General features: G+C 33.3%; 22 protein-coding genes. 2 read left to right on the forward strand and 20 right to left on the reverse strand.

What is annotated here, in order from left to right:
* Nucleotides 1–46: 46 nt before the first annotated feature.
* From CIN_RS06970 to CIN_RS07045, 16 genes are all read right to left on the reverse strand, one after another.
* The gene (locus tag CIN_RS06970; protein WP_040364070.1) at nucleotides 47–973 is read right to left on the reverse strand and encodes a hypothetical protein; all 927 of its coding nucleotides are present in this window, start codon (nucleotides 971–973) and stop codon (nucleotides 47–49) included.
* Nucleotides 974–1,095: 122 nt separating this feature from the next.
* The gene (locus CIN_RS06975; RefSeq protein ID WP_008854371.1) at nucleotides 1,096–1,878 is read right to left on the reverse strand and encodes a hypothetical protein; all 783 of its coding nucleotides are present in this window, start codon (nucleotides 1,876–1,878) and stop codon (nucleotides 1,096–1,098) included.
* Nucleotides 1,879–1,907: 29 nt separating this feature from the next.
* Complete coding sequence (locus CIN_RS06980; RefSeq protein WP_008854372.1) at nucleotides 1,908–2,489, reverse strand: hypothetical protein; 582 nt, start codon at nucleotides 2,487–2,489, stop codon at nucleotides 1,908–1,910.
* 10 nt (nucleotides 2,490–2,499) lie between these two features.
* Nucleotides 2,500–2,943, reverse strand: a complete 444-nt coding sequence (locus CIN_RS06985) for a DUF4054 domain-containing protein (RefSeq protein ID WP_040364071.1) — start codon at nucleotides 2,941–2,943, stop codon at nucleotides 2,500–2,502.
* A complete protein-coding gene (locus CIN_RS11480; protein ID WP_050798382.1) occupies nucleotides 2,944–3,300 on the reverse strand; it encodes a hypothetical protein in 357 nt (118 codons plus the stop codon).
* 3 nt (nucleotides 3,301–3,303) lie between these two features.
* A complete protein-coding gene (locus CIN_RS06995) occupies nucleotides 3,304–4,374 on the reverse strand; it encodes a major capsid family protein (RefSeq protein WP_008854375.1) in 1,071 nt (356 codons plus the stop codon).
* A gap of 11 nt (nucleotides 4,375–4,385) precedes the next feature.
* Nucleotides 4,386–4,916 (reverse strand): structural cement protein Gp24, encoded by a 531-nt coding sequence (locus tag CIN_RS07000; RefSeq protein ID WP_008854376.1) that lies wholly within the window; start codon nucleotides 4,914–4,916, stop codon nucleotides 4,386–4,388.
* Between the two features lie 2 nt (nucleotides 4,917–4,918).
* Nucleotides 4,919–6,166 (reverse strand): DUF2213 domain-containing protein, encoded by a 1,248-nt coding sequence (locus CIN_RS11485; RefSeq protein WP_008854377.1) that lies wholly within the window; start codon nucleotides 6,164–6,166, stop codon nucleotides 4,919–4,921.
* Between the two features lie 30 nt (nucleotides 6,167–6,196).
* Nucleotides 6,197–7,927 carry a hypothetical protein gene (locus CIN_RS07010; protein WP_008854378.1) on the reverse strand — a complete coding sequence of 577 codons (1,731 nt, stop codon included), beginning with the start codon at nucleotides 7,925–7,927 and terminating at the stop codon, nucleotides 6,197–6,199.
* A gap of 149 nt (nucleotides 7,928–8,076) precedes the next feature.
* Nucleotides 8,077–9,858 (reverse strand): hypothetical protein, encoded by a 1,782-nt coding sequence (locus CIN_RS11490; RefSeq protein WP_008854379.1) that lies wholly within the window; start codon nucleotides 9,856–9,858, stop codon nucleotides 8,077–8,079.
* Between the two features lie 156 nt (nucleotides 9,859–10,014).
* A complete protein-coding gene (locus CIN_RS07020; RefSeq protein ID WP_008854380.1) occupies nucleotides 10,015–10,704 on the reverse strand; it encodes a hypothetical protein in 690 nt (229 codons plus the stop codon).
* Between the two features lie 176 nt (nucleotides 10,705–10,880).
* Entirely contained in the window at nucleotides 10,881–12,602 is a 1,722-nt protein-coding gene (locus tag CIN_RS07025; protein ID WP_008854381.1) for a hypothetical protein, read from the reverse strand.
* 95 nt (nucleotides 12,603–12,697) lie between these two features.
* Complete coding sequence (locus CIN_RS07030) at nucleotides 12,698–14,071, reverse strand: DUF1073 domain-containing protein (protein WP_008854382.1); 1,374 nt, start codon at nucleotides 14,069–14,071, stop codon at nucleotides 12,698–12,700.
* Nucleotides 14,072–14,138: 67 nt separating this feature from the next.
* On the reverse strand, nucleotides 14,139–15,590 hold the full coding sequence (gene terL, locus CIN_RS07035; protein WP_040364072.1) for a phage terminase large subunit: 1,452 nt from the start codon (nucleotides 15,588–15,590) through the stop codon (nucleotides 14,139–14,141).
* On the reverse strand, nucleotides 15,538–15,825 hold the full coding sequence (locus CIN_RS07040) for a hypothetical protein (protein WP_008854384.1): 288 nt from the start codon (nucleotides 15,823–15,825) through the stop codon (nucleotides 15,538–15,540). The genes terL and CIN_RS07040 overlap by 53 nt, the downstream gene beginning before the upstream one ends.
* A gap of 183 nt (nucleotides 15,826–16,008) precedes the next feature.
* A complete protein-coding gene (locus CIN_RS07045) occupies nucleotides 16,009–16,986 on the reverse strand; it encodes a GlxA family transcriptional regulator (RefSeq protein WP_008854385.1) in 978 nt (325 codons plus the stop codon).
* Between the two features lie 515 nt (nucleotides 16,987–17,501).
* Here CIN_RS07045 and CIN_RS07050 point away from each other — a divergent pair.
* On the forward strand, nucleotides 17,502–18,284 hold the full coding sequence (locus tag CIN_RS07050; protein ID WP_008854386.1) for an acid phosphatase: 783 nt from the start codon (nucleotides 17,502–17,504) through the stop codon (nucleotides 18,282–18,284).
* 262 nt (nucleotides 18,285–18,546) lie between these two features.
* Here CIN_RS07050 and CIN_RS07055 read toward each other — a convergent pair whose 3' ends face one another.
* From CIN_RS07055 to CIN_RS07070, 4 genes are all read right to left on the reverse strand, one after another.
* Entirely contained in the window at nucleotides 18,547–18,948 is a 402-nt protein-coding gene (locus CIN_RS07055) for a hypothetical protein (RefSeq protein ID WP_008854387.1), read from the reverse strand.
* A gap of 64 nt (nucleotides 18,949–19,012) precedes the next feature.
* Nucleotides 19,013–19,546: a hypothetical protein gene (locus CIN_RS07060; RefSeq protein WP_008854388.1), complete on the reverse strand. Its 534-nt coding sequence runs from the start codon at nucleotides 19,544–19,546 to the stop codon at nucleotides 19,013–19,015.
* A 68-nt stretch (nucleotides 19,547–19,614) separates the two neighbouring features.
* A complete protein-coding gene (locus tag CIN_RS07065; RefSeq protein ID WP_040364073.1) occupies nucleotides 19,615–20,067 on the reverse strand; it encodes a hypothetical protein in 453 nt (150 codons plus the stop codon).
* Nucleotides 20,068–20,141: 74 nt separating this feature from the next.
* A complete protein-coding gene (locus tag CIN_RS07070; RefSeq protein WP_008854390.1) occupies nucleotides 20,142–20,885 on the reverse strand; it encodes a hypothetical protein in 744 nt (247 codons plus the stop codon).
* Nucleotides 20,886–21,506: 621 nt separating this feature from the next.
* Here CIN_RS07070 and CIN_RS07075 point away from each other — a divergent pair.
* Nucleotides 21,507–22,256 (forward strand): LexA family protein, encoded by a 750-nt coding sequence (locus tag CIN_RS07075; protein WP_008854391.1) that lies wholly within the window; start codon nucleotides 21,507–21,509, stop codon nucleotides 22,254–22,256.
* Nucleotides 22,257–22,263: the final 7 nt, after the last annotated feature.

Genomic DNA, 22,263 nt, shown 5'->3' on the forward strand with positions numbered 1-22,263 from the left:
ACACGTATTTTGATCATTCAAATAAATCTTCATAATCAACGTAATCTCATTTGCTAACTTGTTGATCTGCACTATTATAAACATAGATCACTTTACTCAAAGAACTATCCTGGACAATTTTTACAATTGGAATAATTATATGATTATTTAAATCATAATATCTTTGTTGGAAAAAACGAGCATCAGACAGGCCAGAATTTCCATCTGTATCTGTTGTATAGAAAAAAGCCTGAATAGGAAGATCTTGTGCATTACTAATATGCCCCTTACTATCTGCCACCCACAAATTCATAATTAATTCGTTGAAATTAAAGAAGGTATCCCATGCTCCTTCTTCAACTTTAACCTTTTTTTGAGCTTGTAACATTTGATTAAAAATGTCAGCCCTATTATCTGTACCTTCTTTAATATCAAACCCACATTCATGTGTAGCCCTAGCCCAATTTGTTCCCCAATCTTCTTTATCAATGGAAGTAAATTGTTTATACCATTCATCTGCAGTATAAATTCCTTGATCTTGACAAGGAATACTATCCTGAGGAAATGCAGAATGTGCACCACAACTCTGAACGCGCTCATCCGTAACACCATCCATAGGAAACGCACATAAAAACTTTGCTTGTAATTTTCCTTCAGGCCTAATTAATGGTGGATAATAAATAATTCCCAAAAATTTACCATTAAAGACAACCTTAGTATTCACATCTCTACGCGTATAAAAAAAGGATACGCCTGTTCCGTTTTGATATGACGTTGGGGAAGTTTCCCATGGTAAATAATTATGATCATTTGTTGTAAAGCGAATCAAATTACCTGAACATAAATAAGCGGGGTTATCCTGTGATCCACAATTATTGACGATTTTATTATAATTAGCTGTTAAATCTTGTGCAACATTCGCATCAGCTCGACTAGAACACCCTGCAACAGACACAATAACAGCCATTAATGAAATTACACGAAGAAATTTCATGGCTTGTTTATCCTTAAATTTACAAATGAAATGCAATAAAAAATAATTAAATTTTAATAAGTAAAAAAAAAGCAGCTCATAAGCTGCCTAACAAAAATATATATTTTAAATAGAAGGTTATATTAAAAAGAAAAACGATCAATATTAATATTTTCAAGCAAAATACCGACTAAAATTAGCGTATGTGTCTCCAACTCAATAAATGCGTTTCCATTAACATTTTTTGAAATTCTTAGAAGATTAACAAAACTATTTTTATCAATAATTTGAGAAACATCAATGTAATCAGTATCTTGATTAAAATTTAAAATTAATGTCGTTCCATTCTCACAAATATTTTTATACATTGAAAAAACATTCTTTCCATCTCCTCCACTATAAATATTCATTCCTTTTCCTGAAATGAAACTATTCGCTGATTTCCCACCAAATGCTAAAATTGTAGAGGATGCATCATCATTTGGGTAACCCCAAAGCGTCATTTTTGCTGTAGAATTAGACGCTTGTAATATAGTATTGCCTGCATTATTGATAACAATACCATCATCAGCAAAAGCTTCTAATGTCAAATTTAATCCATCCTGTCCAAATATAGAATAATTACCATTAACTTCAGCATATGTCTTACCTGTACCATTCAGGAATGTGAAGTTACGATCTGCATAATAAGTATTTCCTCTACCTTTTGATACGGTCAGATTAGTATTTGCAACAGCATGTATTTTTACGTTTGTTGCATCACTTACTGAGCTTTCTGCAATATTATTTTCATCATAATTTATAAAAAAAGCAGTGTAATTATCACCGCCTTGAATATTACTGCCACCAGCAAGTTTATTAATACTACCGTTTTGTGGTGCACTCAAAGAAATTTTTCCCTGGCTTTGATAGTCATACTCTGACATTTTCTCACTCTCTTATAATTATTAACTTATTAAGCAATCATATTATTTGTATTACTTACTACAAAAATAGAACCATTTAATAATGGAGACCAATTTCGATGAGTTTTTAAAAATACTTTCCAAGCCGGTCTGATAATTTTAGTAAAACCAACATTTCCATGGTGAATTTCTTTTTCATGATCTGGCATATCATTAATTCCTCGTAATAACACTTTGCTCTTTCCTAAAGAAATCACAACACCATTTGGAAAACGACATCCAACCACAACATAATCTTGAGTATCTTCCTCGACAACACGCATAGATTTTTCATAATATGAAATTTTATTATCTATATTCGAAGACATCAACCGATCAACAGGCTGAAAACCCTCTGTATTTTCATCATGTTCTTGATCTCCTTCTTCATCCTCTTGCACATAACAAGCTTTTGTTATGTTCAATGCAGAACGCAATAAACACTCTGCTTCCCCTGAATTAACCTCATCTTCCTCGTCCATAAAATCGTCAACTGCTGCAGAAGGTTTATCTGAAGCTTTTACTTTTTGTACTTTTATAGGTTTTCTTACAGAAGATGTTTTTTTTGTTGTTTTTACTTTAATATCAGCCATAAAATGTTCCTTATGGAAAAATTCTTAATCTTGGGTCGGGAATAGGTCGAATATAAAATGTGCTGCGATATTTTTTACTGAGCGCCCAGAATTCTTGACCATATCGTGTCTGTGATAACCAAGGATCAATCTTTCCGATGCTCCCTTTGGTATCTACAGACAAGGAAATGCTCCCTTCTGATACAGAAGAAACAGGCCCCATTAATTGATCTCCTTCGGCTGTTTTCTTTTGTAAGAAAACCAAATGAGAAACCAATAAGTTCAATAAAATACGACGCTCTTTTGGACAGCAAACAACCCCCTTACTACTGGGGTTGAAATAAATTGCAGCACGCTCTGCAATTTTTTGCACATTATGAGGTCGGAAATGACTTTCCAGTTCTGGAAAGCTTGCTGCCCATTCCGACCACTCAAAAACAACTTCCCGACCCATTACATCGGGTCGTTCATTCATTTAAACTTGTCCTGCTTTGACTTGTTCTAAAGTTTTAGGAAGTTTAGAAGGGTTAATACGTTCTAAACCACTTTTAAAATCTGATTTTTCATCAGCTTCATCCAATAAACGTTTCTTCTTACTAGATGCAAAAATCAGACCTTTTTTAACAGGTTCGAATTCCTTATGATCATTGATCCATGCTTCCCAAAAATCACGAGGAACTTTGGTTAATCCGACACTATTTGCAGGAGCTGTAAAAAAAGGCGCCTCAAGGCGCCCACTTTGCATTACTCCATTTAATTTCACTCGTTGCTTTCCAACGTCTAAATAAATCCCGTGCGGTAATTTGCACGCGACCAATATATCATCACTCATTCTTTATACCCCAATCATTTGTGCGACTAATACAGGACGTGTTAAAATAGTCCCCCAAGACCCTTGAGTTAATTTCTCTTTCATAGAAGAGCTTTCACGCACCACACCATGACTACGTAATTTTTCAGAGAAAGCACAAGTAAATGTATCAATTCCTTGATAGTTTTCTACAAACAACTGTACCAACTCAATTTTTTTATTATCGCTTTCCTCTCCTACGGCATCTAAAGAAAGTTGAGGTGCGCTCATTTGCACAAGGTTTGGAAAGTTCTTTTTTAATAAATCAAGAACAGAAATTCCATATTCATTTGTTTTTAATAAATATGCTTGAACATTATTAGAAACGACCAATTTTAATGGACTATCCATATCCACAGCATTATCTAAATTAACAACACCTTGTGTTTGAGATTGTAATTCGCGATAGAGTTCTTGAATATCTTCATAAATCTCCTTCGCCGTTGCATCTTCCCAAGCTGTTTTTTCACTTGCTTTTACCTTAGGAGCAATTGGTGCTAAAAGATTAGGATCATTTAATGCACCGTAATTTTGCAAATTAGAAACTCCAAAGAAATAACTTTGATTTTGCCAATGATTTAGCAATAATGCCGCGGCTAAACGCTTACGAGATGGTAAATCAATATTTGCCAACCCTGCACGCCCAACTTCACGATCACCCCATTCTGCAAATGCTTGTACTAGAAATTGTTGACGTTGAGGAAAGTTAGTGTTCATACGACTATAGCCAGCTTGATGGAAGTCACCATAAGCAGCAACATCGCCTGCTGGCTCTACAACAGTAAACATCATTGTATCGTGTAACCAATCGCCTTTTTTTGCTTCACCATAAATTTGTGCAGCTTTTAAAGGAGCAGTTAATACATCAATAATCTGAGGATCAATATAAGTTGTAAACTGTGAAGGAATAGTATTATTCGCAGTTGTTACTGCAGAAAAAGCACTATCTCCTACTCTGGCATTATTACTATAATCCATCACATTTGGCAGATGAATACCAAATTCATTGGCTAAAATAGCTCTATCACGAGCCCAAGATTTTGTTTGAATAGTCATTGAAAAGCCCCTTAAATCCATGATGAAACAGCAACCAACTCGCCGACTTTAGCGCTGGTTACGTATTTATATGTTGTTACAATCCCATCATCACTAACAGTAAGTTTACCTTCAACAGTAACTCTCACTACCTCACCTCGTTGCACTGTGATGGCATCATCTGGGACATTAACTAAGAACTCCCCTTTTGAATAAACAGTCACCATAAATCCAGCAGGAATCTGTGATGATGCTTCTTCTAAGTAACTCGCAGGAACACCAGTTAATTCACGACCTACAAACCCAGCAGGACTACCTTCACCTGTATTCATAATTGTTTTTGTTGCTTCATCAACCCAAACAAAAGATCCAGCTCGAACACCACCCACACCAGCTTGATAATAGGCACTTTTTAACGTAAATCCTGCTTGATTTTCACCATCTACTACTGTTACTTCCTCTGATTGAGGATCACCTAGAAAAGAAACTCTTACATTCGTAGAAGCAAAATCGCCTTCCCACCCCTTTGCTGGGCCTAAACTAACCTTCTTTTGAAATGTCATTATTAAATACTCCGTAATCGTGTTGCACCAAAACGTTGCAAGTCACCTTTTTGCATTCTTTTACTATCATTTGCTCTACCTTGAGATTTATGAGACAAAACAAGATCTACTGCATATTTTAATCCGCTATATCCCATTGATGCTGGTGGAGCTTCACCTGTAATTTCAACAAGAACGCTACGTAAAATTTCTTCACCTTCATCTTCGGTAATCGCCCATTCACCAACCAATGGTTTCACAAGTTGACGAGCTTCTTGAGCTTGCTTTGCTTTCGCAACCAATCGTTTTTCAATAGAACGTTCTAAAGAAGCCGCATCAAATGCTTGAACGCGTTGTTTAGCATTTTTCTTACTCAAACGATCACAATCAGCAACATCTAAATCAGAAGTATCTTCATCTTCTGCAGACACTGTATCAACAGGTTCTTCATCACCGATAAAATCTGCATCTTCATCCATGACACGATTAACAGCGTCATCGATTTGATCATCTTTGACACAATCACAATCTGCTGCAGTCATATTATTGGTTAAAATTGCATGTAAAATTTTACCAAGATTTTTACGACGTGTACCACTCGCTGTTGCAACTGCATCTGCAACATCGCTACGACTTACACCTGTTTTTCCTAGTAAATTTGCCAGAGCGGTTGTTAATTCCACCCCTGTATCATTAAGTTTTGGCATTATGTTATTAAACCTTTCATCTGAAACTCTAACATCTGGACCTGCCCGTCCCTCTGCCACTAACGCAACGTGATCGACGTAAATTTCCGTCATAATCCCGTCATAAGAATCCCCTTCGAATTCTCCTTTATCCATAATCGGAGTAAATGCATAAGAGGCTGATAGTTCAGCCTGAGTATTGTCTTTGATTGCCTCAATATAATCCCCATCCCAAATCGTAATCGAAGATTGAATATAAGGGTATGAAAAGGCAGGATCCGATCCTGTTGTTCCAATAACTTTGGAGTTATCTAAACGATTAGCATCAGCTGCCTTATGCACATAAAGGATTGGACGTTCTTTAAAAGATCCTACCGCTTTTTCCAAAGCATCAGGCGATCGTAAAAAACGATACTTTTTATTGGGATCTAACCCATATTGTTTATGGTTGTTAATCTCAGCACCATAATATTCACAGACATTTGCTTTGGTTAAGTTCGTATTATGTACGCGCAAATGCCCGTTCCAGTCTTCAAAACGCATAGACTGCGCATCAAAAACCAAAGTCCTATTTTTTAATGTCATGAAATTATTTTTAATTAATATAGTTTATTCTTAGTTATTTTTCACCACTTGATCTGTAGCTTTATATTCAAAAGAAATATTATTAAAATCAGTTGTATTCATATAAACAACAGGAACAACTTTGCCTGTCGTATTATAATAATCTTGCTGATATTTTTGAGCTTCTGTTAATCCAGTAGCATTTTGATAATAGAATGCTTGTAAAGGAAGTGTCTCTGGATGAACGCTTTTACCACTTGCATCAGTTTCCTGATTACGAACAATAATTTCATTAGATCCACTACCACTCAAATTAGAGTTTGCTTCAGCAAGATTATGAGCTTTTATAGATTCACTAAAAGCTGTTGCAATATCATGCCCACAATTTGAAACATCAAATCCACATTGACTAAAAAATTTATTTAATCCAACCACAGATGTATCTGCAAATTTTTTATACCAATCATCTGCAGTATATATACCTTGCTGTTGACACTCAACGCTCGTTGTTGGATAACTTGTGTGTGATCCACATCGACCATAGGGACGATCATTAGACCAACCAATTGTAGGAAATGCACAAGAAATTTTTGCATTTTCTATATCACTTGGTGCCTGCTGAGATGGATAATAAATAAAGCCTGAATTACGAGCATTCATAAAGTTTCTAAAATGTATATCTTTACGAAGATAAGCAAAAGAAACACCATCTAATTTAATAGAAAGCTCATTAGGATCCCAAGCATGAGAAGCACTAGAGTAAGAAGTTTGACGAAATAAGATACCAGAGCATTGAAATGCTGGATTATCCTTACCCCCACAATTATCAACAACCTTATTATAGTTTGCGTTCAATTCATCGGCGACTGTAACCCCACGATCTTCAGGATTATATGAAAAGCTAATATTTGCAGGATCATTTTCATTTTCATTTACCTTTACAATAGGAACTATAATATGCGCCTTTTGATAATATTGTTGTTGATAATATCGTGCATCAGCTAAACCACTATTGCCATCTTTTGACACATAAAAAAATGCTTGAATAGGCAATTTTTCTGGATTAATAATCTGAGATTGATCATTCGAAGGAAATGGTTTAATCGTTATTTCATTATATCCATTAATTCTATAAGAAGGTAATTGACCATCAGCACCAAGCATTGTCTCATCAAAAATATTATTTATTATTTTTAAATTTTCATTAAAATCTTGAGCTATATTTTCCCCTTTAATAGTCATAGAAAAACCACATTGATTAACATATCTATTACTATCAGCTATTGGCCGTGACATAAAATCCTGATACCAACCTTCTGCGGTATGAATACCTAAATCTTGACAAGTTTTATTATCAATCGGTCGCTTACATCCATCAGATCGACTTGATGACCACCCATCCATTGGGAAAGCACATTTTATCTGTGCAACCTCTTTATCGGCAGGAGTTATCATTGGAGGATAATAAATAATTCCAGATAAAAGCTTATTATACCCTAATTCAACTTTAATATCATGCCGTAAATACGTAAATGATACTGACTGAAGAGCTACAGAATGGGGATTAGGATCCCAAGCATTATATTGAGAGACAGAAGTCAACCTCACCAAATTTCCAGAACATTCATACGCTGGCTGATCTGATGAACCACAATTGGTTACGATCTTATTATAATTTGTATTTAAATCATCCGCAACATTAGCTTTAGCCTCTTGCTGCAGATTAAAACTCAGTATTGCACCTAAAATAGATGCTACTGAAACTACATTACGTAATTTCATTTTACATTATCCAATATATTTAAAAATAAATAAAAAATTCTAAATATTTATCTAAACAAACCATCTCATTTATTGAAATGTTAAATAAGAAACAAAATTATCATCACTTATTTGATCATATTTATTATAAATATTTATCAACTTATTTTCTAATTAGCACTTTTGAGAACAACCTGATCAGCAGCTTGATATTTAAAAGAAATATTATCAAAATTAGTTGTATTCATATACACGACAGGAACAAATTGACCTGTAATATTATAATAATCCTGTTGATATTTTTGCGCTTCTGTTAACCCTGTAGTATCTATATAGAAAAACGCTTGTAACGGCAAAACTTCTGGGTTAGTTGTTTGACCATTTGCACTTGTTGCTGGGGTTTTAACTACCACTTCGTTAGAACCATATTGTGGATATGCTGAAGATGTATCATAAACCATATTATGCGCTTTAATTGATTGAATAAACGCATCTGCTGTATTATGACCGCAATTAGAAACATCAAATGCACATTGATGTTCAAATATCCCATACCCACTTACGTCATTATTCGTAAAATGTTTATACCAACTATCTGCATCATTAATTCCTTGTTGCTGACACTCAACACTTGTTGTAGGATAAACAGTTGTAGAACCACATCGACCATATGATCTGTTATCAGATTGTCCTACAGCTGGAAAAATACAGGATACTTTTGCGCTTTTTTTACTTGTTGGCACCAACTGTGAAGGATAATAAATAAATCCAGAATGTCTATTAGGCTGCATAAAATTCTTGATTTTTATATCTTTGCGAAAATAGGCAAAAGACATACCATCATATTGAATAGATTTTTCGTTTGGATCCCAATTATGAACCCCACTAGAATATGAAGTTTGTCGTAACAATATTCCAGAACACTGATAAGCGGGATTATTTTTTGATCCACAATCCTCCACAATATTATTATAATTTGTATTTAAATTATCCGCGATAAATTGATCTATATCATTATAAATAAATTGATCTTTATCATTATATGAGTAAGAAACATCAAAAGCACTTTTAACAGCTAGCCTTACAATAGGCACAAAAAGCCCCGTTACTCTATAATAGTCTTTTTGAATAAATTGAGCTCTTAATAAATCCTCATTTTTACTATAAAAAAAAGCTTGAATAGGTAACTGATCAGGATTATTACTTAATTGTTTTTCTTTTTGTACATTATCTTCCGTATAATAATACATATAAGTTGGCCAAGCTTTAAGTTGAAGCTCCGGGTATCCATACTCTGTATATCCTGACTGTGTGTCTGCAACTTCATTATGAGCTTTAATAGCCTCATTAAATGCAGCAGCTATATTCGTCATTTTTTTTGTCATATCAAAAGCACATTGATTCTGAAAAACACCAGCATATTGAATTTCTGGATTAGCAAAATGTTGATGCCACTCCTCAGCTGTATAAATATTCTGCTCCTGACAACGCTGGCTAGTTTTAGGATAAGCCGTTGATACACCACAACCACCGTCAGGCCTTGTATCAGACCAACCATCAATTGGAAATATACATGATGTTTCAACATTACTTTTCGTTTGAGGCTTTTGTTCGGGTGGATAAAAAATCATACCCGTCGTTTGACCACCAGTAGTATTAACCTGTTTACTGTAATTAACATCTTTACGTAAGTAAATAAAAGAAACACCGCCACGTTCTATTGATTTTGGGCTAGGATCCCACGCATGATAATTTGTTGTAGCATTTGCATAACGCACTATATTCCCTGAACATAAATATCCAGGACTATTCTCAGATCCACAATTATCAATCACTTTATTATAATTTGTATTTAAATCATCAGCAACATTAGCTTTAGCCTCTTGCTGCAAATGAAAACTCAATATTGCACCTAACACAGATGCTACGGATACTACATAACGTAATTTCATTCTATAACAATCCTATTAATCCATAAAGACACCTATAGCCCACTTTCACAAAGCATCTAAACCTGTCTTTTATTCAAATAAAAATGTATTTGTTATCAAAAAGTGCAATCAATATTGAGAGCACTATTCCAAAAAAGTTCAATAAGAAGTAAAAAACTATTGATTATTTTGATTGTAACTATCTGTTTGGTCAGCTTTATTATAAGTATAAGTGACTTTACCTGTGGTTGTATCAAGATCGAATTGAACAACAGGAACATAAGTACCAGTTGCTTCTAAATAATCTTTTTGATAGCCTTGAGCTTCCGTTAATCCTGTTGCATTTGTATAGAAAAAAGCTTCAATTGGTAATGATTTAGGATTATCAATATTATAAGATACATTACCGTTAGCATCTGTAACCTTATTATACGCAGGCACCCCTAAAATTAACTCATCATAATTGGCACTTCCTCTTGCTGTTTGTAATAGTTTTTGCCCATCAATCACAGCTTTAAAAATATTCCCTAAATTTGACTCATTACTAGCTAAACTAAATCCACATTGATGCTGTAATCTATCTTTATCTACATCTGGGATCGCTGCAAAATGATCATACCATTCCTGACCTGTGATAATCCCTTGCTCTTGACAAGGTTGACTATCAGTAGGGTATTTTACCGTTGCACCACAAGCATCATTTTCACCATTGGTGTAGCGTCGATCTGTATAACCATCCACAGGATAAGCGCATCGAATACTATTCACATCTTTTGCTAAAGGTTTTTCTTGAGTTGGATAATAAACTAATCCTGATGTTTTATCTTTAAATGATTTATCAAGTGGAAGATCTTGACGTACATACATAAAATATACGCCTTTTCTGCCCACAGCTGCTGGACTTGGATCCCAATCTTTTAAAGATGCTTTTTTTATTATCTACATTGATATGACGATATAATGAGAAGCTCTCTTTTCAAAAATAGAGAGCATTTTAAAATCAATTTATTTAACAATTACTTAATATTAAATAATATTAAAAATTAATTATTATTCACAACCTGATCAGCTGCTTTATATTCAAAAGAAATATTATTCAAATCAGTTGTATTCATATACACAACGGGAACAACTTTACTTGTCGTATTATAATAATCCTGTTGATATTTTTGTGCTTCTGTTAATCCAGTAGCATTTTGATAGTAAAATGCTTGTAAAGGCAACAACTCTGGATGAACACTTTTACCATTAGCATCAGTTTCTTGAGTTCCGACAATCACTTCATTTGTACCGTACTCTGAAACATTTGCCTGCATGTTATAAATCTGGTTATGTGCCTTAATAGATTGTAAAAATGCATTTGCTGTATCTTGTCCACAATGAGACACATCAAACCCACATTGATGATAAAAACCAGCATCTCCAGCTACAGACATAAAATGTGTATACCACTCTTCTGCTGTATTAATATTTTGTTGTTGGCACTCTGTACTAGCTTGAGGATAACTAAAAGAACCTCCACATCGACCGTAAGATCTATAATCTGTCTTTCCTCCTACAGGGAATGCACAAGATACTTCTGTACTATCTGCTCCACTTTGTACTTGTTGAGAGGGATAATAAATAAATCCTGAGCTTCTATTAGAATGTAAGAAATTTTTAAAATGAATATCTTTACGTAAATATGAAAAAGAAATACCACCATATTGAATAGACTTTGCGTTTGGATCCCATACATGGGAAGAACTAGAGTAAGATGCTTGACGAAATAAAATTCCAGAACATTCATAGGCTGGTTTCTTTTTAGATCCGCAATTATCAACAATGTTATTATAATTCACATTTAACTCATCTGCAATTGTAACACCACGATCTTGTGGATGATATGAAAAAGAGATATTCGCTGTATCATCATTATTTAACTCTACAATTGGTATAATAATTTTAGCTGTTTTATAGTAATCTTGTTGATAATATTGCGCGTCAGCTAAACCACTCTTACCGTCTTTATTCATGTAAAAAAATGCTTGGATAGGTAATTTTTCTGGATTATCAATTATATTCTTCGCATTTAAAGGCCATAACTTCATCAACAACTCATTATATGAGGCATGATTAAGCCCATCATTCTCATAATGAAACACTTTGCGAATTGCTTTTAAATCTTCATCAAAAATTGTTGCTGTATTTGGTGTTCCAGCAGACATCGTAAAACTACATTGATGTTGATACTGATTATTACTATTTTGAGTAACAGACATAAAATGTGTATACCATGCATCAGCCGTATAAATACCTTGATCTTGGCAAGGTCCACTTCCTGCGGACCATCCTGTTGCTCCACAACCATTTTCACGTCCATTAATCGTAAAACCATCGGTTGGAAATGCACATCTAACTTCTGATGCATCAGTCGAAGATGGTTTCTGCATATTAGGATAATAAATAATCCCAGATAAATGGCCTGCAAATCTTAAATCAACCTTAATATCATGACGTAAATAAGTAAAAGAAATACCTTTCGCTACATTAATGGAATTCGGACTTGGATCCCAAACATGATAGCTCGTAGATGCTGATGTCAATCGCACCAAATTACCAGAACATTCATAGGCGGGACTAGTATCTGAACCGCAATTATTAACAATATTGTTATAATTTTTATTTAAATCATCAGCAACATTGGCTTTTGCCTCTTGCTGCAAATTAAAACTCAGTATTGCACCTAAAATAGATGCTACTGAAACTACATTATGTAATTTCATTCGTAACCCTTATTATATATATTTTGTAAAATAAAAAACATAAAAAAAGCTCCCATTAAGGAGCTTCTAAAGGCGTTTTTTATATAGATAAAAATCTAGAAATTTTTGTGACTAATAATTTCTTTAATTTTCTTGGTATCTATTGCGCCTATACCTAAATAATCAGCGAGTACCTTAGCAGTATTCACATCAACTTGCGATTGTTGAACCTCGTCTAATTGCCATAATGAATTGAATTCAAAGGTAATATTTTTATCAATCAAACCAAACAAATGAAGCTGTACGATTTTTAAGATTGTATCAATTGGTTGGCGTAATACTGACTGTTGCAATGCAGAAATTTTGTCATAAAAACAGCGTATTTCTCCATCAGAAGATGCATTCAATCCTGATGGTGTAATTCCTAATAATTTCACCAAAGGAATACCAGAAATGGACGCTAGATGTTCTTGGGATTGCGCTTGTAATTTGTCCAATCCTGATAAAGGTGTTGCAATATTTTCTAAATCTTCGCTATCTTTATCAACAATTTGTAATCCACGATTATCACGATAAGCAGCCATCAACTCTGCCCTTTTACTAAGTTCTTCACATCCTGGGCTTAATAATTGAGATAAATCCGTTTTTAAAATCATTGTTGAAAAAGATTTAATTAAATCTGCTACAGATTGACGTGTGCGCAACCAATTATCAACATAAGGTTTACACATAAATGCTAAAGGTACACCACCAAAATTATATGCAGGTTTAAGAATATCTGGAACAGGTTGAGAAATCATTGAAATCATACGAGACGCATGAATTTGCTGCCCTAAAACCCACCATAAAGAAGGCTTATAAAAATCATCACTAAAAGGATCCATTGCATCATAACTCACAGGCGTTACCCATGTTGGATCTAACAATTTAATTGACTTTAACTCACCCTTTTTAATCTTTTTAGGGGTTAAAAATAATGGGCTCATTTTTTCTTCAGGATCATTTTGAGCCGTTTGTAAATCAATATATAAAAAAGACTGCCCAAAATAGCCTTCGGTACAAAGTGCTTTACGTAATAATCCTTGTACATCCAATCTTTCAAATTCAGCATTGATTTGAGCTATTCTCTCATCATAATTTGCAAATTTATCTAAGCTTTTAATCTTAATCCACTGTCTTGTTGCCTCTTCTGCTCTGGTTTCCACCACCATACGATATTCACCACGCAAAGAAAGTTGTGCAAGATAAGGATAGCCTGGAAAACCAATACCTTCTTCAAATAAGGTTGTCATTGGATCATTCGTCACATTAAAATTACGAAATTGATCTGTAAAAATACTATCACTGACCAACAAATGATCTGCATCATCTCCTTCGCCAATAATTCCTTCTGGAACTTCATAAGGCGCAAAAAGATCTTGCTTATTAATTGGATCATTTTGTTTAGATTCAGAAATATAAATTTCTCTTAATTTACTTTTTTTAACCATTATTTGTTTTCTCAACTATTTTTAATATCGCAGAACACAAAGATAGAGTTTTTGAAAAATCACAAAACTACTTTGAAATTGTTAATAAATTTGCAAAAGAAGGCATTTTGGGTAAGCCTTTTTTGATTGCTATAAATGCAAAAGCCCCGGATGCTGCATCGACTTGATCATCATGCCCACCTTTGGGGAAACAACTTAATTCTTCTAAGAAAGATCTATTCCAAGAAGCTCTTATGAGAGCAACATTTCCCATATTTATTTGAGCAGCAAAAGGATCTGCTCGGGTTGCTTTATCCCCTGTTTCTCTGACAGATTGAATTTTATAACCTGCCAGTAATTTTGTATAATATTGAACCTGCGCAACACCTGCTTGTCCAGGATCTTGAGGTAAAATAATACGCACATCATATCCATCCTGACTAGCCACTGCCATGACTGTTTTTTCAACCTCATCAGGACCGCCACGAAAACGAACAACGTCTAGGATTGTATAGCCACCATCTTCATTACGTTGCATTTTAACGCCGGCCGTCCAGTCTGGATCATAACTGCCAATTGCTTTACTTGCAGCGAAATCCCACCGCCTTACTATTTGAACGGCTTTAGAAGGCACATCCACAATAGGTACTTTTTGCGTCTTAAAAAATGTACCCGTTGATAACGTCGGTACACCTTGATACAAAGACATCCAATCACGCTCTCCCACTGCTTTTTCAATTTGAGTAAGCTCTTTATCTCCAAAAGCTTCAGCCCATAAAGGCTTATTCACTGCCCTACCTAAAGGATCATTTTCCATTGCTCTGGCAGGTAAATGTAAAATATCCCAAACTTCTCCGGTGCCATTTTCCATTTCATTGATTAAACGCCCCGCAAGATCATCGACGTGCCAGCGCGTTAACACGAGAATAATCGCACCACCTGGCATAATTCTGGTTCTTAAAACAGACTTATACCAATCCCACACATTTTCTCTTACCACTGCACTTTCTGCATCTTGTCGATCTTTGACTGGATCATCAATGATGGCTAAATCACCACCATAACCAGTCATAGACCCACCCACACCAGAAGATAAGAAAATACCACCTTGATTGGTTTCCCACAGATCTTTGGCTTTACTGTCAGAAGATAAAGAAACTGTTGGAAAAATATTCTTGAACAAAGAAGATGAAACGATATTTCGAACATCTCGTCCAAAGCTATCTGACAATTTTGCAGAGTAACTCGCAGCAATGAGCTGTTTAGTCGGATTACGTCCTAAAAACCATGCAGCAAAACGTTTAGAAGTAAGCTCACTTTTTCCATGTCGAGGAGGCATAAAAACCATTAACCGTGTTATTTTACCTTTTTCGACGGCTTCGAGTTTTTCACACAATAAACGATGATGTGGACCAACAGAATAATCCAGTTTTGTATAAGTAGTAAAATCTATTAAATGATTTCTGGCTAAGCCTCGTTTTGTTAACTCATGGAGGGCGGCTTGCCTTGCTTGCGCCGATAAAGATTTGTAGCTCTTCATCACTCATCTCCTCTGGACGCTTTACATTGGTTACTTCTAATTTTGATTCATTTAATTTTGCATGTAAGTAAGGTGCAACTTTATACGCTACGTTTAACGCCAAATCATAATTTTCTTCTTCTAGACTTTTATTCATAATAAAAATCATAACCTCTAAAGGTGTTTTTTGCGTTTTTTTTACCATCTTAGATAACCATTGTTTAGAATTACCATTATCAATCATTGCTTTTGGCATCTTAACCCTTAAATAGCTTTTGTGAGCTAATTCGTGCAGTCAAATGCACCATTAGACATCACTCCATAATCATCAAAATAATATATTTGCATTCTCAATACTTCTCAAAAAAGCGAATGTATTTTTACATTCGCTAATAATCAATTAATGAAATTGCTTTTCTCTATAATTAATACATGTAGGTTAAAGCACAGAAAAAGCCTGACGATATACATTAGGTTTTAATCCTACGATTTTTATGAATACTTTTGAAAACGCATTATCATCATTATAACCAACATTATGCGCAATTTGCTTAACAGACATATCAGTATATTGCAGAAAAACCTGAGATTGCTTTACACGATATCGTTGAACATATTCGGTAATATTTAATCCTGTTGCTTTTACAAACCGACGCTGTAATGTCCGTATCTTTAATTTTGAAATTTTAGAAAGTGTTTTTAGTGTAATTGGCTCTTTTATTTTTGCTGTTTCAATCCAACGCTGTACTTTTAAAATATTATTATCTTCATGATCCATTTGCGGTTCAAAAATAGAATAATGCCTTTGCTCTCTTCTATAGGGTTGCAATAGGCACATTTTAGAAGTTTCCGCCATGACGGTCGGTCCTAGTAACCGATTAATTAAGCATAATCCCATATCTGCCCAACACATTCCACCACTGGTTGTAATGATATCTTTATCATCCACTAATAATTTATCTATTTGAAGTAAAATTTCTGGAAAAAAATTTTTCAAAATATTCCCATACTTCCAATGTGTTGTAACGTGTCTATTTGTTAACAGCCCAGTATTAGCTAATAAAAAAGCCCCTGTGCAAACAGAGGCTAAAATAGTTCCTTTTTTATAATGAAGCCGTAAAAACTTAATATATCTATCGTCAGTTGAAATCTTTGGGATACCGCTTAAATCCGGGGGAATAATAAGCGCAGAAAAACACTTTTCTTGAGTATAAGATTGTAAGAAAGCAATATCAGCATAATTAATCGTATCTTCTAAATTAATAATACTGACCTTTAATTGAGGTAATGATTGCTCCTTAATTGTTTGCCCTATTTGATTAGCAATGATGAATAAATCTCTTAAACCTAAAATCGTGGCCTCTTGCGCATTTGGATAACGTAAAATACCAATATGTATTGATTGAATATATGTCATTTTTTCAGCATTTATAAATGTTAGAGTTATTACTTCAATAAATAAAAAAATAAATTTTCTTTATTTGACTATGTTAAAAGCAAAAAAATAAATACAATTAATTGTATTCTCATCTTCTTTGAAGAATGACAGAAACAGTAAAAATATTCCTATTTACAAAAATAAAAATAAAGAACTTTAACTACTAAATAAGAGTATAATCGTCTACACAACCTATCATTCATATTTTTGTATAAGTTATATAAAAACTTATGCATGTAATAAGGATTACTTATTCTAATAAAAAATACATCTTTATAAACACTCCTTGTTCCATTACTAAAATTATATTTCCGAATAAAATATACAAAAATTCATTACGACAATAACATAATTTATGACTTATGTTAAAAAGTTCTATGTATTATATTTTTTCATTCACCAATAATTTGTTTTTTAAACTTAAAAAATTATGCGTATTATAAACAAGAGACAGTTTTACTTATTTATAATAAAATTCGCTTAAGGAAATTATAATGTTGTTTAATAAAACCAAAATTTTTCTACTCGCTAGCAGCTTATTATGCGGTATTACCACAAGCACTTTTGCAGCTGAAAATAATGCCGCCGAACATAATACTATTTTAAAAATCAAACACAGCGAGCCTTATACCTCTTACTTGAAACCAAATGAACTCGCGGATAGCTTGGCACTTTTACCTCCTCCTCCACAAAAAGATAGCCCAGCTTTTGCCGCAGACCAATTAGCGTATAAAAAAGGACATACCTTAATCAACACTCCTAGATGGGCTTTAGCACAATCAGATGCAAATCTGGCAGATAGTAATGTTGGAAAACCTTTTGAAAAAGCTTTGGGAGTTACAATTTCTGAAAAAGATACACCCATTACTTATCATTTAATTAGACAAGTAATGGTTGATAGCGGTGTCTTAGGAACTAATCTTGCAAAAGATCATTATAAACGCACTAGACCATTTGTATATTATCATACACAGACCTGTTGGCCTCAAGATGATCATCTTCTTAAAAATGATGGTTCCTATCCATCTGGACATTCTGCTTTTGGCTGGTCAACTGCTTTAATTTTGTCTGAAATGTTTCCTCAAAAACAAAATCAAATTTTACAAAGAGGATATGACTTTGGTGAGAGCCGCGTCATTTGTGGTGCACACTGGCAAAGTGATGTTGACGCTGGCCGCATTATCGGTGCAGAAGTCGTAGCTAAGTTGCACACCAATCAACAATTTATGCAAGATTTTCAAAAGTCTAAAAAAGAACTAACACAAAAAATGAAGTAAAATAAGACCCAAATAAAAGCAGCCTCGTTACATTATAAAACATAACGAGGCTGCATAATACTAACAATAATATAACTCTAAATAAATATTAGTTATAATATAATTAAATAGATTTGATAAAATGAAAAATAAAAAAGTTTTAAAAATATAATAGATTTAATTTTTGCATCTATAATAAAGACGCAATAAACATATTATGAAATAAATTTAACATAGCTTTGACAAGAATACAAGCATTTATTTATTAAAATGAAAGATAAAATCACTTACAATTAATATATGAAAAATAATGATGCCCTCGTCCACTTTTGCAAACGCGACTAATCTTATCTTGGGTAATTTCCCATACTTGATAAGAATTTTGCTGTAAAATTAAAATATGACGTTCCTTTTGGATACTATCATCATTTAAACCGTCGATTATAAAAATAATCTGTACCTGCAAAGGACAGATTGCTTGCCCTTTACAAAATATACGCGCTTGCTGAAGCGTGACCTCTTCTTTTCCTTCAGAATCCCCACTAGGTAATTCGTTCTTCAAAAAAGCAACCGCAACTTCCAGAGGTTTTTGCTCTGATTTGCCGATAAACAGAGGTTTAGCATAAGCAGATAAACTAGCACAAAAAGAAGCTGCTATCAAAAACAAAGATTTTTTATTAAACATCGAACCAGTATCTTTTAAAACATTAAAAATAAAACTATACTGGTTTTTATTTATATAACTAAAATTATTTAGAAAAAACTTGAGCTATAGCCTCTTCCAGCAAGATAAAAGTTGATAATACTTGTCCCATTGTATAATGTAAATTTAATTTCATTGCCTGAGAAATTTCTTTTGTACTCATATTTCCTAATACAATCATATTCAAAATACCACGATGGTAACGTCCTATTTCATTCCATATTTTAAACAGTTTTTCATAAGCTTCATGCTGAGCTGCAGATGGCTCCCAACCTCCACTATGGCCTTCTTTCATTAAATTTATACGTGCATATAAATCACCTGTTTTACCTAATGCTTTTTCACATAAAATAGCATAACGCTCCGCACAATCTCTTTGTTCTTGTGTGATAGAGCCTCTATTTAACATTTCATCATAAACAGATTTACGGCGCAACCGCGTGATTTTAACTTTTGAATTGCGAATATCTTCAGCTTTTTCAACTTGATACTCACCACGCATATAAGGAACAACCATTCCTTGTGCTTTTACTATTTTTGGAAATGTAATTCCTGATTTATTTTTAATATATCCTGTCATTATCTCTACTCTTCTTTTAGATAAAAAATTTTAATTTTTCACTCAATTACTTTATTAAATTTGATTTTTTAAAGAATAATCTCTCTTAATAATTCAATATTTTTAGTTATTTTTTGTATATTATTCGTCATAACTTTATCAATATCATAAGCAGAAGGAAAAAATGGGCTTAAAATTGCCAACTCTTTGCATGTTTGTTCATTAAAAAGAATTAAAGAATAATTTTTAAAAAGCGCATATAATGGCTTCATTTTAAGATGAAAAATCTTTTGATTTAAAGGTTTTGCAATCAATAAATTAATTACTTTAAAGAAATCGATAAATACTTGATAATCAACACTAGTATGATAAAGGATTTCCAGATTTTTCAAACTATCTTTTGCTTCACTTACTTCAATACCGTTCGTGATCTCACCAATAATAAATTGATTTTTCATCTGTTTATTATGCATTGAAAACCAATTAGGCAACTCAACCACATGACACTTTATATAATTATCCCCGATACTACTTTTTAACATACTCACTCCTCCCTATATCCAATTACTTTTTACGTACTTAACCCATAATCTTGTTAACAATTTTTTCCTTTATATTATCTATTTTTTAACCTTCTCTGGTTTGCTACCCTACACCACCGTCTCCATGCTGCTTCCCAATCCATTTTTACAGCTTCCCTCCCTACTTTTGCATGCCAATAATCACGAAAATCCTCTAGAATTTCCTCTGGACATAGATCTAATTGACAAGCATATGTATAGGCCTCACGATCTGGGAACCATGATTTTGGCAATCTTTTCCCCATCACATCATACTTTATTTCACGATTACTCTTGTATTGAGCATCTTCTGTACCTATATCTCTTGTGATGTCTATAGTGTGTCTATTTTCTTTTGTATTATTGCATGAAGAAAATTTACTTATAACATCTTGTTCTCCTTGACTTTTATAGCGATAATCGAATGATACTTCCCTATCACCAATTTGATTATCGCTCTTTTTTTTTGAAGAAAATAAACGGCGTTTTTCTTCACGCACGATACGTCGACAAAATACAACACCTTCTTTATTCATCGAACAAACATCATTATCTATTAATTTTTGCAATAAACACTCAGCTCTATCTTTTCGGATACCCACACGTTTTGCCATATCAAATATGGTCATGGGGCGACCATTAATAACTAAATATCCAATCTGTTCACTTTTATGCATCATTGCGATTAAATTAATCCACAACCCTTGTGCCGCTAAATCACAACTCTGCAAATTAATATCATTCAGCCAAGCATCCCAATAAAATTTCCCCCAATTATATTTAAAACTTATATTTGCCATAGTGTTTACCTCAAAACACAATTGAATAAAAAACAGAAAACCATTATAATAATCACGCTTTTCATAATACCTTTTTATTCAGAATAAATTTTAACAAAAAACATATCTTTATTTTCTGATCTCCTCTTATAATTTTACTATTGTTACCCATATTAAATTAATAACCTTGTGTTTAACGATTAAAAGAGATAGAAAGTTAAGGTTATTTTTCCGTAGTTGATATTTGTCATTTTATATAAAGAAAAAATACGCATATATTTTGCAAAGTATTTGCATATAAAGCTATTCACTCTTTGAAAAATAAATAAATAAATTACAACCATAGTAAATATAAACTCGATCCATTATTTTTTTTATAACCTCTTGAATATTTTGGAATACATAATAAGTTTATGATAAGACAACCAATCTCCACTCGTTATAGTTGATTCAATGATACAAAAGAAATATTTCGATAAAAAAATAATTGTAGATATGTTATGTTAAAATCTCCCTTCATACATTTAAGGAAAACAATGATCAGAACAATTAATATTTAAGGCTATTTTTCCTTAATGTCAATAATAATTTAAGGTTAAAAATCCTGATATATTTTTAATGTGAGTAAATTTGTAATAAATTATGAAAAATAAAATCTTATTAAATCAAATAGAAAAGATCCTTAAAGAAAAAGGGTTAAGCGCAAGGAAAGCCTCAATCCAAGCTGGTGTAGGAGAGGATTTTATTAGAAATTTGCGTCGTTATAATAACATTCCAAAAACCGATAAGTTACTTAAACTTGCAAATACCTTAGATGTTGATGTTAATCACTTCTTAAAGGACGATGATGAAAAAAAAATCACCTCACAAAGTGAGGTATTTTCACCAATTCCAATCAAAACAATACATATTCGAGGCGAAGTGCAAGCCGGACAATGGAATGTCGCCGCAGAATGGCCTAAAAATGAATGGATCCCTCTTACCGTTCCGTTAGATAGCCGTTATAAAAATTTTACAACCTTTGCGCTAACTGTTAAAGGCGACTCTATGAATTTACTTTATCCAGAAGGAACAATTGTTATTGCTGTTAATTTCGCAGATATTGGTAGAAACCCAGAAGATGGGGATTGCGTTATTACAATTAGAAGAGATACATTAACAGATTGTTATGAAGCTACCTTAAAAATCATTCAAATTAAAGAGGATGGAAGCGTTTTACTATGGCCTAAAAGTGATAACCCAAACTTTGTTAGACCTATTATTTTACCAAAAATTACAACGGAGTATCAAGGGAATGGTATGGATGCTGATATCGCAGCTATACCCGACATCACCATTCAAAGTCTTGTTATCGGCAGCTACAATATTGTTGGTAAAATGAACATCAAGTAAAAAAATC

The organism is Commensalibacter intestini A911, assembly GCF_000231445.1.
GTDB lineage: Bacteria > Pseudomonadota > Alphaproteobacteria > Acetobacterales > Acetobacteraceae > Commensalibacter > Commensalibacter intestini.

Coding starts and splice junctions, on each gene's coding strand:
- CIN_RS06970 (WP_040364070.1), bottom strand. CDS start 973: ATGAAATTTCTTCGTGTAATTTCATTAATGGCTGTTATTGTGTCTGTT.
- CIN_RS06975 (WP_008854371.1), bottom strand. CDS start 1,878: ATGTCAGAGTATGACTATCAAAGCCAGGGAAAAATTTCTTTGAGTGCA.
- CIN_RS06980 (WP_008854372.1), bottom strand. CDS start 2,489: ATGGCTGATATTAAAGTAAAAACAACAAAAAAAACATCTTCTGTAAGA.
- CIN_RS06985 (WP_040364071.1), bottom strand. CDS start 2,943: ATGAATGAACGACCCGATGTAATGGGTCGGGAAGTTGTTTTTGAGTGG.
- CIN_RS11480 (WP_050798382.1), bottom strand. CDS start 3,300: ATGAGTGATGATATATTGGTCGCGTGCAAATTACCGCACGGGATTTAT.
- CIN_RS06995 (WP_008854375.1), bottom strand. CDS start 4,374: ATGACTATTCAAACAAAATCTTGGGCTCGTGATAGAGCTATTTTAGCC.
- CIN_RS07000 (WP_008854376.1), bottom strand. CDS start 4,916: ATGACATTTCAAAAGAAGGTTAGTTTAGGCCCAGCAAAGGGGTGGGAA.
- CIN_RS11485 (WP_008854377.1), bottom strand. CDS start 6,166: ATGACATTAAAAAATAGGACTTTGGTTTTTGATGCGCAGTCTATGCGT.
- CIN_RS07010 (WP_008854378.1), bottom strand. CDS start 7,927: ATGAAATTACGTAATGTAGTTTCAGTAGCATCTATTTTAGGTGCAATA.
- CIN_RS11490 (WP_008854379.1), bottom strand. CDS start 9,858: ATGAAATTACGTTATGTAGTATCCGTAGCATCTGTGTTAGGTGCAATA.
- CIN_RS07020 (WP_008854380.1), bottom strand. CDS start 10,704: ATGTATGTACGTCAAGATCTTCCACTTGATAAATCATTTAAAGATAAA.
- CIN_RS07025 (WP_008854381.1), bottom strand. CDS start 12,602: ATGAAATTACATAATGTAGTTTCAGTAGCATCTATTTTAGGTGCAATA.
- CIN_RS07030 (WP_008854382.1), bottom strand. CDS start 14,071: ATGGTTAAAAAAAGTAAATTAAGAGAAATTTATATTTCTGAATCTAAA.
- terL (WP_040364072.1), bottom strand. CDS start 15,590: ATGAAGAGCTACAAATCTTTATCGGCGCAAGCAAGGCAAGCCGCCCTC.
- CIN_RS07040 (WP_008854384.1), bottom strand. CDS start 15,825: ATGCCAAAAGCAATGATTGATAATGGTAATTCTAAACAATGGTTATCT.
- CIN_RS07045 (WP_008854385.1), bottom strand. CDS start 16,986: ATGACATATATTCAATCAATACATATTGGTATTTTACGTTATCCAAAT.
- CIN_RS07050 (WP_008854386.1), top strand. CDS start 17,502: ATGTTGTTTAATAAAACCAAAATTTTTCTACTCGCTAGCAGCTTATTA.
- CIN_RS07055 (WP_008854387.1), bottom strand. CDS start 18,948: ATGTTTAATAAAAAATCTTTGTTTTTGATAGCAGCTTCTTTTTGTGCT.
- CIN_RS07060 (WP_008854388.1), bottom strand. CDS start 19,546: ATGACAGGATATATTAAAAATAAATCAGGAATTACATTTCCAAAAATA.
- CIN_RS07065 (WP_040364073.1), bottom strand. CDS start 20,067: ATGTTAAAAAGTAGTATCGGGGATAATTATATAAAGTGTCATGTGGTT.
- CIN_RS07070 (WP_008854390.1), bottom strand. CDS start 20,885: ATGGCAAATATAAGTTTTAAATATAATTGGGGGAAATTTTATTGGGAT.
- CIN_RS07075 (WP_008854391.1), top strand. CDS start 21,507: ATGAAAAATAAAATCTTATTAAATCAAATAGAAAAGATCCTTAAAGAA.